Origin of the sequence: Caballeronia novacaledonica, from assembly GCF_900258035.1 — a bacterium.
In the GTDB taxonomy this organism is placed as follows: Bacteria; Pseudomonadota; Gammaproteobacteria; order Burkholderiales; family Burkholderiaceae; genus Caballeronia; species Caballeronia novacaledonica.
Window position 1 is genome coordinate 21,621 of record NZ_OGTP01000016.1, and the last position, 12,198, is coordinate 33,818.

Here is a 12,198-nt window from a genome sequence, read left to right on the forward strand (position 1 = left end):
TATAGCCGATTTTCGCTGTTTTACGTTTTCGGCGCCCCTCGGCCAAATGGCTGAATGCACCGAAACGTAAGGCTCCACGCGGGTCTTAGTCCTTGTCCGCGTAGGGGTTGTGGCTCGACCGAAACTCTATGCGAAGTGGAGTGCCAACGAGTCCAAAAGTTTCGCGAAAACGCCCTTCCAGATAACGCTTGTACGTGTCCGTGATCGCGTCGAGCGCGTTGCCGTGCACCACGATGATCGGCGGATTTTGTCCGCCCTGATGCGCATAGCGCAGCTTCGGCCGCACCGGACCGCGGCGGCGCGGCTGCTGGAATTCGACGGCATCGATCAGCGCGCGCGTGAGCTTCGGCGTGGGCAGCTTGGCCATCGCGGCGGCGTAGGCGTCGTCGACCGATTTCATCAACGCGCCGATGCCCGTCTTCTCGAGCGCGGAAACGTAGTGGAATTTAGCAAAGTCCAAAAACTTGAGCTTGCGCGTCAGGTCCGCCTTCGTGCGCTCACGCACATGCGAGTCGAGGCCATCCCACTTGTTCACGCCGACGACGAGCGCGCGCCCCTGCTCGACCACGAAGCCCGCGATGTGCGCGTCCTGCTCCGAGATGTCCTGCTGCGCATCGAGCAGGAGGATCACGACGTTCGCGTCCGCGATCGACTGCAGCGTCTTCACGACCGAGAATTTTTCGATCGCTTCGAACACCTTGCCGCGGCGGCGCAGGCCGGCCGTGTCGATCAACGTGTATTTGCGCCCTTGCCGCTCGAAATCGACGTAAATGGAGTCGCGCGTGGTGCCGGGCATGTCGAACGCGATCACGCGCTCCTCGCCGATCAGCGTGTTCACGAGCGTCGACTTGCCGACGTTCGGACGCCCGACGATCGCGATCTTCACGCCGTGCTTCGCCTTCTCGTCTTCCGTCTCTTCCGGCTGATCCTTGTACGCGATGTCGAGCGCGTCGTTGATCATCTCGAGGACGCCGTCGCCGTGGGCGGCGGAGATCGCGCGCGGATCGCCGAGGCCGAGTTCGTAGAAGTCCGACGCGACCGCCGAGTACTTCATGCCCTCGGCCTTGTTCACGACCAGAAAGAGCGGCCGGCCGGTCTTGCGCAGATAGTCCGCGATCGCCTTGTCCTGCGGCGCGAGTCCATTGCGCCCATCGACGATGAACACGACGATATCGGCCTCTTCGACCGCCTGGCGCGTCTGCCGCGCCATCTCGTGCAGGATGCCGTCCTTCGCGACGGGCTCGAAACCGCCCGTGTCCACGACGAGGTACGGACGTTCGCCGCCGACGCGACCCTCGCCGTAGTGGCGGTCGCGTGTCAGGCCCGGCAAGTCCGCGACGAGCGCGTCGCGCGAGCGCGTCAGCCGGTTGAAAAGCGTCGATTTCCCAACATTGGGGCGCCCGACGAGCGCAATCACGGGTTTCATCTGATTTTGTTCAAGGTTGAACGCAAGGCGAACGCGGAACGGGCGGCAGAAACGCCTCGTTGCGTTCCGCTACGCCGCGCAATGGCTGCGCTTGTCGAAAATTAGCATGGATTCGGCTTGCCGCACGCGAGGCGCTTCGGTTGGCCGGATCGTCGGCGGTCGATCGCCGGTCTTGCCTCGTTCGAGGCTCGTTCTTGCGCGACGCCTTCGCGCGACGCGCTCGTTCTTCCACCCTGCTTTTGCTTGCGGGTTTTATCGCGATGCGCGCCTGGCGCAGCGCTTCTTTCTCGTGCGGCTCGTCGGGGCGAACCTGCCGCGCCGCTCTACACCGATGGCGCGCTTGCTGGAAGCCACGAGCGCGCGTCACGCGCTCGTGGCCCGATTTTCACTCAGTTGCCCGGACGAAAACCGTAGAGATCGCCGTCATGCGTCTGCACGACGAGCGTATTGCCCGCCAGCACGGGCGCCGCGGTGATCGCGCTGCCGTCGGTCGGCGCGCGGCCGACGAGTTCGCCGCTTTCCGTATTCAGGAAATGCACGAAGCCCTTATAGTCGCCCACGACGACCGCACGGCCGAGAATGTACGGCACGCTGACGCTGCGGTTCTTCAGCGCGTCCGTCTTCCAGATCTGCGAGCCGTCCGACGCGCGGAACGCATTGACGACCGACCAGTCGTCGCCCGCCGCGACGGTCTGCTCGTCTTGCGCGAGGCCGCTGTCGCTCGAAAAGTTCTTTTCCCACACCGGCTGGCCCGTATTGGCGTCGAAGCAGCCGATGCGGCCCTGGAACGTCACCGCGCAGGTCTGCGCGCCGACGAGTCCCGGCGCGCCGGTCACGTCGTTGATGCGCTCGACTTCGGTCACGCCCTTCGGGTACGACACCGGAGCCTGCCAGTAGGCGTCGCCCGTCTGCAGGTTGATCGCCGCGAACGTGCCGCCGGGGAAGCCCGCGAGCACCGCCTGGTTGCCGGCGAACGTCATGCCCGCTGCGACGCGCAGGTTCAGCGGCACGGCGCGCAACTGGAAGACCCACTTCTGCTCGCCCGTCTGCGCGTTGAACGCGATGACCTTGCCGTCGATCGTGCGCACGATCACGAGATCGTTGCCGACGAGCGGCGGCGAGACGATCTCGCCGGGCGCCGTGGCCGTCCACAGCAGCTTGCCGTCGGCGCCGAGCACGTCGACCTGGCCCTTCAGACCGCCCACGGCCGTCAGATTGCCGTCGCTGCCGACGCCCGCCGACAGATCGTCCTTGAGCTTGACGCGCCAGACGTCCTGACCGGTCTTCGCGTCGATCTTGGCGACGGTGCCGTTCGTGCCCGCGGCGAAAACGTAATCGCCGACCGCGACCGGCGAGAACAAATAGCGTCCCGCTTTGCCGACGCTCACCTTCCACGTCTGGTTGACGTTCAACACCGGCTTGAAGTCCGCGAGCGGTGTCGGCACGCGGCGTTCATCCTTGGTCGACGAGCAGGCGGCCAACAAGACGGTCATCGCGCAAGTGAGCGGCACGGCGTAGCGTTTCAAAAAAATCATCGGTGGACGCAACATGAATTGTTGAATTGGGTTGATCGGCGCCGACCGCCGCGTCGCTGCATGGCGACGCTGTGGCGGGCGACCTGATTGACTGATGTGCTAAATCGATCGATACCGATTGAAACGATGCGCATCAGCCGCCGAGCGCATCGAGCTTGAACTGGATCAGTTGACGCGCGGACGTTTCGTTCTCGGACAGCGTCTCGAGCGCGACCTTGTAGGAGGCGCGCGCATCGTCACGCTTGCCTTGCGCGGCGAGCAGGTCGCCACGACGATCCGCGATCACGCCCTTGAACGCGTCGAGCGGTTGATCCGCAAGCAGCTTCAGACCGGCGTCGTAGTTCTTCTCGTCGAGCAGGACGAGCGCGAGGCGCAGCTTCGCGATCTGCTTGTACTCGGCGTCCTTCGCGTGATCGATGGCCCATTGCAACTGCGCCTTCGCACCCGCCGTGTTGCCCGCCATGTACAGCGACTTCGCGGCCGCGAGCGCGGTCATCTGCGCGTAACCCGTGCCGCCGAACTTGTCTTCCATGTCCGTCGCCGCACGCGCGACCAGCGCCTGATCGTTGGCGCTCACCGCCTGCTGCAGATGGTCGTAGAGTACCGACGCTTCGGCCGCCTGACGGCGCTGCCAGAAATTCCATCCGTTGTACCCGGCGCCAATGACGAGTACCACGAGCACGATCCAAGTCGTGGTGTTACCCCATTTGGCCCACCAGGCCTTTACGCTTTCAAGTGATTCTTGTTCGTCGTGATAGCTCATCGTCCAGCTATTCCTTCCTGCGTTTCAATTCCCTCAACGAGCGCCGCGCGCGATGCCCGGTTCTTCCCGATCCGGGCCGCCGCGCGACGGCAATGCACCTCTTTCTCAGGCACCCTCGTCATCGGCGGTTGCAACCATCGCATTGATTAGGTATTCGGTCAAGTCTTCCGCCGGAACGTTCACTTGCTCGTTCTTTTGGCCGTCGGACGTTTCGTCGCCCGAACGACGCAGCGGTTTGACGCCGATCATGCCCTGCGCGAGTTCGTCTTCGCCCAGCACGACCGCGAAGGCCGCGCCGCTCGCATCGGCTTTCTTCATCTGCGACTTGAAGCTCGCGGACGCGCCGTCCGGGCTGCAGTGCAGGATGACGTCGAGGCCCGTATCGCGCAGACGCTCGGCGACGATGAACGCTTGCTCCGCCGCCTTCTCGCCCTGATGCACGACATACACATCCGTGCCTTCGGCCTCCGGCACGAGCTGCTCTTCCTTCAGCAACTCGAGGATGCGCTCGACGCCCATTGCCCAGCCGCACGCGGCCGTCGGCTTGCCGCCGAGCTGCTCGATGAGCGGATCGTAACGACCGCCGCCCGCGACCGTGCCCTGCGCGCCGAGCTTGTCGGTGACCCATTCGAACACGGTGAGGTTGTAATAGTCGAGACCGCGCACGAGACGGGGATTGATCGTGAACGGAATGTTGTTCGCCTTGAGCAGACGCTGCACGCCTTCGAAGTGCTTGCGCGACGCGTCGCCCAGAAAATCGACGAGCTTCGGCGCGTTCTGCGCGATCTCCTGCATCGCCGGATTCTTCGTATCGAGCACGCGCAGCGGATTCGTGTAGAGACGGCGCTTCGCTTCCTCGTCGAGCGAATCGACGTGCTTCTCCAGATACGCGATCAGTTCCTTGCGATGCGCCGCGCGCTCTTCCGCCTGACCGAGCGAATTGAGTTCGAGGCGGATGCCGGTGAGCCCGAGGTCGTCCCAGAGACGCTGGCACATCATGATGATCTCGGCGTCCGTATCCGGACCCGCGAAGCCGAGCGCTTCCACGCCGACCTGATGAAACTGGCGATAACGCCCGCGCTGCGGACGCTCATGACGGAACATCGGACCGACGTACCACAGGCGCTTCGGGCCGTCGTACAGCAGGTTATGTTCGATGGTCGCGCGCACGACCGCGGCGGTGTTCTCCGGGCGCATCGTCAGATGCTCGCCGTTGAGCGCATCCGTGAAGCTGTACATCTCTTTCTCGACGATATCGGTCACTTCGCCGATACCGCGCGTGAACAACTGCGTATGCTCGACGATCGGCGTGCGGATGTTCTGATAGCCGTATGCGCGCAGCATCGACTTGACGGTGGTTTCGAAGAAATCCCACAACGCGGCATCCTGCGGGAGGATGTCGTTCATGCCCTTCACACCGCTCAGTTTTTCGAGCCGTTTCTTCTCTTCAGTCATCTGTTTTTGCATTCAAGCCGTTGCTGAGTTCGTTTCTTCGCGCTTTCCATACGTGCGCTCGACGTAATCGCTGACGATCTGCTGGAACTCGACGCCGATGTTCTCGCCGCGCAGCGTCTTGACCTTCACGCCGTCGATGAACACGGGCGCCGCCGGATTCTCGCCCGAACCCGGCAAGCTGATGCCGATGTTCGCGTGCTTCGATTCGCCCGGCCCGTTGACGATGCAGCCCATCACCGCGACATGCATCTTCTCGACGCCGGGGTATTGGTCGCGCCAGGTCGGCATCGAGCTGCGCAGATAGTTCTGAATCTGCGACGCGAGTTCCTGGAACAGCGTGCTTGTCGTGCGGCCGCAGCCGGGACATGCGATGACCATCGGCGTGAAGGAACGCAGGCCCATGGTCTGCAGGATTTCCTGGCCGACGACCACTTCGCCGGTGCGCGCGCCGCCGGGCTCGGGCGTGAGCGAGATGCGAATGGTGTCGCCGATGCCTTCCTGCAGCAGCACCGAAAGCGCCGCCGTCGACGCGACGATGCCCTTCGAGCCCATGCCTGCTTCGGTCAGACCGAGGTGCAGCGCAAAGCTGCAACGCTTCGCGAGTTCGCGGTACACGGCGATGAGATCCTGCACGCCGCTGACCTTGCACGACAGGATGATCTTGTCGCGCCCGAGGCCCAGTTCCACGGCGCGTTCCGCCGAGCCGATCGCCGACTGAATCAGCGCCTCGTACATGACGCTCTGCAGTTCCCACGGCGTCGAGCGCGCGGCGTTTTCGTCCATCATGCGCGCGAGCAGGTCCTGATCGAGGCTGCCCCAGTTCACGCCGATGCGCACCGGCTTGTCGAATTTGATCGCGGCTTCGATCATCTGCGCGAATTGCGTGTCGCGCTTCGCGCCTTGACCGACGTTGCCCGGATTGATGCGGTATTTCGACAGCGCTTCCGCGCACGCCGGGTAGTCGCGCAGCAACAGGTGACCGTTGTAATGGAAGTCGCCGATGAGCGGCACGGTCACGCCCATGCGATCGAGTTGCTCGCGGATATGCGGCACGGCCGCGGCCGCTTCCGGCGTGTTCACCGTGATGCGCACGAGCTCGGAGCCGGCTTGCGCCAGTTCCTTGATCTGGATGGCGGTGCCGATGGCGTCGGCGGTGTCGGTGTTGGTCATCGACTGGACGCGCACGGGCGCGTCGCCGCCGATCGTCACGAGCTGTCCGCCCCAGCGCACATCCACCGCGTGCGATCCGCGGCGCGTCAACGGACCGCCGAAGACCGGCTCGGTCGAACAAATCTTGCTGCTGATCAGGGATTGAGCTTCGGATTGCATCGAAAAACCCTTTTGCAACCTTGCCGCCGATACGGCGCCGGGTTGCGTGGATGGAACCTCAAACGGGCGTCGCGGCTTGCACCGTGACGCCCCTGACTTGTCCGCCGCGCAGTGAACCTATAGACCTCGCCGGCTCAGGGCAGCGAGAGACGCGCGACGTTTCCGCGTGCGGATGAATAGCGCTTGGCATCGACGGGTTCGTCGTCGACCGACAACGATTCGACGCCCTTCGCGTTGCCGACGGTCACCTTGAACGGCGCCTCGCCTTCCACGCGCTGCGCGCTGCCCGCGTGGACGAGGCCGGAAAACAGTTCCTTGCCGTCCTTGCCGCGCACGCTGAACCAGCTATCTTCCTTTACTTTCAACTCGATCGCGCTCGAACCGCTGCCCGCGACGGCAGGTGCGGACGCCGCCGCTGCCGGTGCAGTCTTCGCAGCCGATGCGGGCGCCGCGGCAGCCGGCGCGCTCGCGCCTTGCACCGCGGATAGCGTCGACGACGAAGCCGGCAGCGCGTTCGTGCCGAGCGGACGCGGCATCGGCTGCTCGCCGGGCGCCGTCGCGACTTCGGGCAGCGACGCTTCGCCGGTGTTCGCGGCCGCCGCTTCGTCGGGCGTTGGCGCGGACGATGCACCCGCCGATTCGTTCGACGGCGCTGTCGGCGTCGACGATAAACCCATGCCCGTGGTCGCTTTCAGGCGCGCGAGCCAGTTGCTCGAGTCGCCGCCGGTGTGCCACATCACCAACGCCACCAACACGACGATGATGGCGAGCATGCCCCACATCCACGAACGCTTGCGGCCCGACGAATTGCCGAGCGGCACCGAAACGCGCCCGCGCGGCAGACCCGCGCCCGCCGACGCCGGCACTTTCAGATTCTCCGCGATCTCGCCGCCATCGCGCCGGAATGCCTGCGTGAAGGGCGCGGGATCGGCGCCCAGGATTTTCGCGTAACTCCGCACGATGCCTGCGGCAAACGTGCGATCGGGCAAATGGCTGATATCGCCCGATTCGAGCGCGAGCAGTTTCGTCGGCGACACCTTGAGGCGCGCGGACACGTCGTCGATCGACCATGCCTTCGCCTGGCGGAGCTGCGCGAGACGCGCGCCGACCGCCGGGATCGAGTCCAGAGGCCCAGCCTGGCTCGCATTCGACGCCGCCCGTTCCGCGCCGGCCTGATCGTCATACTGACCGCCGGACCGGTTGCCGGAATGACTGCCGAAAGGCGTCGGGTGCTGCGGCTCACTCATGCCAAATTCCTCGCATCGATTCTTTCATATAGCGCCTGTTGCATTCTTCGGTTGAAAAACCACGTGAACGATACAACTCCGGCGCCATTGCAGACCGCTTTATAACAAAATGTTCGTCTTTTAGTGCCGCATCCCGGCGTTTGCCACGCCTTTTCGCTGCGGCTTTGTTCTGTTCGGGCGCGCCGTCAGATTGCCCGCACCTCGATCGTCTTGCTGCCCGCGCGGCTCATGCGTTCGGCAAGACGCGTGCGGTCCTGCACCGCGCCCGCGAGTTGGCCGCAGGCGGCGTCGATGTCGTCGCCGCGCGTCTTGCGCACCGTCGTGACGACACCCGCATCGATCAAAACCTGCGCGAAACGCTTGATCTGCTCGTTCTTCGAGCGCGTGAGCCCCGATTCCGGGAACGGATTGAACGGAATGAGGTTGAATTTGCACGGCACGTCGCGCGTCACGGCGAGCAGTTCGCGCGCGTGCGCCTCGGTGTCGTTGACGCCGTCGAGCATGCAATATTCGAACGTGATGAAGTCACGCGGCGCGACCTTCAGATAACGCTGGCACGCGGCCATCAATTCGCGCAGCGGATACTTCTTGTTCAGCGGCACCAGCATGTCGCGCAGCGGATCGTTCGGCGCGTGCAGCGACACGGCGAGCGCCACGGGCAGATCGGCGGCGAGACGGTCCATCATGGGCACGACGCCCGAAGTGGACAGCGTCACGCGGCGGCGCGACAGGCCGTAAGCGTTGTCGTCGAGCATCAGGCGCATGGCCGGCACGACGGCGTCGTAATTGAGCATCGGCTCGCCCATGCCCATCATCACGACGTTCGTGACGACGCGCTCGCCCTTGCCCGGTCCGCCGACATCGCGCCCGAGCGACTTGCGCAGCGCAAACTCCGCCATGCGCAACTGGCCGATGATCTCGCCCGTCGTCAGATTGCGGGAAAAGCCCTGCTTGCCGGTGGAACAGAACCGGCAGTTCACCGCGCATCCCGCCTGCGACGACACGCACAGCGTGCCGCGCGTTTCTTCGGGGATGAACACGGTTTCGACCGCGTTGCCGTTGCCGACGTCGATCAGCCACTTGCGCGTGCCGTCGGCGGAAACGTGGTCGCTGATGATGTCGGGCATCGCCATATTGGCGCGGCCCTTGAGTTTTTCGCGCAGCGATTTCGCGAGATCGGTCATGCCGTCGAAGTCGTCGGCACCGTATTGATGGATCCAGCGCTGCAATTGCTTGGCGCGAAACGGCTTTTCGCCCAGGCTCGCGCAATACGCGGTCAGCCCGGCGGCGTCCAGATCGAGAAGGTTGACGGTACTGCTGCTCGTCATGTCGAGTTCTGCCATTTCAGATTGCGAAGTCCGGACGGTGTTGCCCGGGACCGTTCGCGCCAGTTCCTGCTACTTTCATACCGCTATGCTGCGTCGAGGCGCGATGCGCGCGACGGCCGACCGGCCGCCGCGCGGTACGACGCGAAAATTAACGCGAGTAAACGTTCACTTCCGGGAAGAAGAAAGCAACTTCCTGACGCGCCGTTTCCGGAGCATCCGAACCATGCACTGCGTTCGCGTCGATGCTGTCGGCGAAGTCGGCGCGGATCGTGCCCTTGTCCGCCTTCTTCGGGTCGGTCGCGCCCATCAGGTCACGATGCGTGGCGATTGCGTTCTCGCCTTCCAGCACCTGGATGACGACCGGACCGGAAATCATGAACGCGACGAGGTCCTTGAAGAACGGACGTGCGGCGTGCACGGCGTAGAACTTTTCCGCGTCGGCGCGCGACAGATGAACCATGCGCGACGCAATGATCTTAAGACCCGCGTTCTCGAAACGGCTGTAGATCTGGCCGATAACGTTCTTTGCTACCGCGTCCGGCTTGATAATCGACAGGGTGCGCTCGATCGCCATGAAAAACTCCAAAAAATGAACGGTTTACGGATTAAAACGAATCGACAATTGTAGCACGAAGCAAGGTATGATTGCGATTGAAACCTTACGGCGCCGTAAGGATCAAATCCAGCGAGGACTTAACTATCCGAACGGCCGAATCAGCCTTTGGAACTATTGAATTCGGCGCGCGCCGGGGCCATATTGGAACAAAACGCTGCATTGCAACGGGAACCGCGCCTTGCGGCGGCTGCACCCACGCGGTCCTAATACTGGCTTAAGTCCGCGCACCTTATCATTCGTGTGTGACGGATGTCGCGGGAAGACCAAACGACAGACAATTGGAGCAAGGAGAAACCATGAACGAATCACCCTACAGCTTTGGCCGTAATGGCAGCGTCACCTCGGTCGAGGTGCGCAACCGCGTGCTGCGCAACACCTACTGGCTGCTCGCGCTCTCGATGGTGCCGACGGTGCTCGGCGCGTGGGTCGGCGTCGCGACAGGCTTCTCGCTGTTCGCGGCCACCAGCCCGGCAATGAGCTTCATCGCGTTCCTCGCGATCGCGTTCGGCTTCATGTTCGCCATCGAGAAAACCAAGAACAGCGGCATGGGTGTGGTCGTCCTGCTCGGCTTCACGTTCTTCATGGGCCTGATGCTCTCGCGCCTGCTGAGCTTTATTCTCGGCTTTTCGAACGGGCCGCAGCTCATCATGATGGCTTTCGGCGGCACGGGCGTGATCTTCGCCGCGATGGCGACCATCGCCACCGTCAGCAAGCGCGATTTCTCGGGCCTCGGCAAGTTTCTGTTCATGGGCGTGATCGTCATTCTGCTCGCCGCGTTCGCGAACATCTTCCTGCAGTTGCCGGCCCTGATGATGACGATCTCCGTGCTCGCCATCGTGATCTTCTCGGCATACATGCTGTTTGACGTTCAGCGCGTGGTGAATGGCGGCGAGACGAACTACATCAGCGCGACGCTCGCGATCTACCTCGACCTGTACAACGTGTTCACGAACCTGCTGGCGCTGCTCGGCATCTTCGGCGGCAACCGCAACTAAGCTCGGTTCTCGACGCGGCAATAAAAAACCGGCCTTCGGGCCGGTTTTTTTTGCGTCTGCTTCATTCGAATCAGTCGCGCTCGAACAACGCGATCGACTCCACGTGCGACGTGTGCGGGAACATGTTCACCACGCCCGCGCCCTTCATCCGGTAACCCGCTTCGTGTACCAGCAGGCCGGCGTCGCGCGCGAGCGTCGCCGGATTGCACGACACATAGACGATGCGCTGCGGCAACGGCCCGTCGCCGGACTGGGCGATGTCCGCCAGCGCCTTCGACACGGCGAGCGCACCTTCGCGCGGCGGATCGATGAGGAATTTGTCGAAGTGACCGAGCGCACGCAGATCGTCGGCGGTGACTTCGAACAGATTGCGGCACGCGAACGACGTGTGTCCGTCGACGCCGTTCGCCGTTGCGTTTTCCAGCGCGCGGGCCGTCAGCGCCTCGCTGCCTTCGATGCCGACCACTTCACGCGACACGCGCGCGAGCGGCAGCGTGAAGTTGCCGATGCCGCAGAAGAGATCCAGCACGCGATCCGACTTTGCCGCCGCGAGCAGGCTGAGCGCCCGGCTCACCAGCACGCGATTGATCTGGTGATTCACCTGCGTGAAGTCCGTCGGCTTGAACGGCATGCGGATGTCGAATTCCGGTAGCGTGTAAGCCAGTTCGCGATCGAGCGGATAAAACGGATAAACGGTGTCCGGCCCCTTCGGCTGAAGCCACCACTGAACGCCGTGTTCGTCGGCGAAGGTGCGCAGCAGCGCTTCGTCGGCTTCCGTCAGCGGCTCCAGAATGCGCAGCACGAGCGCCGTCACGTCCGAACCGACCGCGAGTTCGATCTGCGGCATGCGGTCACGAATCGAAAGCCCCGCCACCAGATGACGTAGCGGCACGAGCATCGCGGAGACGTGCGGCGGCAGCACTTCGCAGCTCGTCATGTCGGCGACGTAGCTGCTCTTGCGCTCGTGAAAGCCGACCAGCACGCCGCCCTTCTTTTCGACGTGCCGCACCGTCAGCCGCGCGCGATAGCGATAGCCCCACGACGGCCCGTGAATCGGCCGGAACATGGTTTCGGCGCGCAGTTTCGACAAATGCTGCAAGCTGTCTTCGAGCACGCGCTGCTTCACGGCGATCTGCGCGCGCACGTCGAGATGCTGCATCGAGCAACCGCCGCAGGTGCCGAAAAACTGGCACTTCGGCTTCGCGCGGATCACGCTCTCGCGCAGCACGTTCACCACCTGCGCCTGCTCGAAGCTCGGCTTTCTGCGATAGCTCGAATAGCTCACTCGTTCGCCCGGCAGCGCGCCTTCGACGAAGATGACCTTGCCCGGCTCGCCGTTCTCGTTGACCGTGCGGCCGACGCCGCGCGCCTCCATATCGAGCGAATCGATTTCGAGTTCGGGCGCGACGAAATCGGGATCGGGCGTGACGAACTTCGCCGGCGCGGCGCGGCGGCGATTCTGGGATTTTCGAGCGGCTTCAGACACCTGCGTACTTCCTGGCTA

At 63.7% G+C, this 12,198-nt stretch carries 10 protein-coding genes; 1 reads left to right on the forward strand and 9 read right to left on the reverse strand.

Annotated elements, in window-relative coordinates:
* Positions 1 to 85 precede the first annotated feature (85 nt).
* From der to ndk, 8 genes are all read right to left on the reverse strand, one after another.
* Positions 86 to 1,426 (reverse strand): ribosome biogenesis GTPase Der, encoded by a 1,341-nt coding sequence (gene der / locus NOV72_RS21035; protein ID WP_106856518.1) that lies wholly within the window; start codon positions 1,424 to 1,426, stop codon positions 86 to 88.
* Positions 1,427 to 1,815: 389 nt separating this feature from the next.
* Positions 1,816 to 2,961 carry an outer membrane protein assembly factor BamB gene (bamB, locus tag NOV72_RS21040; RefSeq protein WP_106856519.1) on the reverse strand — a complete coding sequence of 382 codons (1,146 nt, stop codon included), beginning with the start codon at positions 2,959 to 2,961 and terminating at the stop codon, positions 1,816 to 1,818.
* Between the two features lie 133 nt (positions 2,962 to 3,094).
* On the reverse strand, positions 3,095 to 3,724 hold the full coding sequence (locus NOV72_RS21045; RefSeq protein WP_106856520.1) for a tetratricopeptide repeat protein: 630 nt from the start codon (positions 3,722 to 3,724) through the stop codon (positions 3,095 to 3,097).
* A 105-nt stretch (positions 3,725 to 3,829) separates the two neighbouring features.
* On the reverse strand, positions 3,830 to 5,179 hold the full coding sequence (hisS, locus tag NOV72_RS21050; RefSeq protein ID WP_106856616.1) for a histidine--tRNA ligase: 1,350 nt from the start codon (positions 5,177 to 5,179) through the stop codon (positions 3,830 to 3,832).
* 12 nt (positions 5,180 to 5,191) lie between these two features.
* Entirely contained in the window at positions 5,192 to 6,508 is a 1,317-nt protein-coding gene (gene ispG / locus NOV72_RS21055; RefSeq protein WP_106856617.1) for a flavodoxin-dependent (E)-4-hydroxy-3-methylbut-2-enyl-diphosphate synthase, read from the reverse strand.
* 134 nt (positions 6,509 to 6,642) lie between these two features.
* On the reverse strand, positions 6,643 to 7,755 hold the full coding sequence (locus NOV72_RS21060) for a RodZ domain-containing protein (RefSeq protein WP_106856521.1): 1,113 nt from the start codon (positions 7,753 to 7,755) through the stop codon (positions 6,643 to 6,645).
* A gap of 185 nt (positions 7,756 to 7,940) precedes the next feature.
* Positions 7,941 to 9,083 (reverse strand): dual-specificity RNA methyltransferase RlmN, encoded by a 1,143-nt coding sequence (gene rlmN, locus NOV72_RS21065; protein WP_106856618.1) that lies wholly within the window; start codon positions 9,081 to 9,083, stop codon positions 7,941 to 7,943.
* Positions 9,084 to 9,231: 148 nt separating this feature from the next.
* On the reverse strand, positions 9,232 to 9,657 hold the full coding sequence (ndk, locus tag NOV72_RS21070) for a nucleoside-diphosphate kinase (RefSeq protein ID WP_106856522.1): 426 nt from the start codon (positions 9,655 to 9,657) through the stop codon (positions 9,232 to 9,234).
* A gap of 338 nt (positions 9,658 to 9,995) precedes the next feature.
* Between ndk and NOV72_RS21075 the strand changes: the two genes are divergently transcribed.
* Positions 9,996 to 10,694, forward strand: a complete 699-nt coding sequence (locus tag NOV72_RS21075) for a Bax inhibitor-1/YccA family protein (RefSeq protein ID WP_008349366.1) — start codon at positions 9,996 to 9,998, stop codon at positions 10,692 to 10,694.
* 70 nt (positions 10,695 to 10,764) lie between these two features.
* On the opposite strand, the gene rlmD is transcribed toward NOV72_RS21075, so the two are convergent.
* Positions 10,765 to 12,180: a 23S rRNA (uracil(1939)-C(5))-methyltransferase RlmD gene (gene rlmD, locus NOV72_RS21080; RefSeq protein ID WP_106856523.1), complete on the reverse strand. Its 1,416-nt coding sequence runs from the start codon at positions 12,178 to 12,180 to the stop codon at positions 10,765 to 10,767.
* Between the last annotated feature and the right edge of the window lie 18 nt (positions 12,181 to 12,198).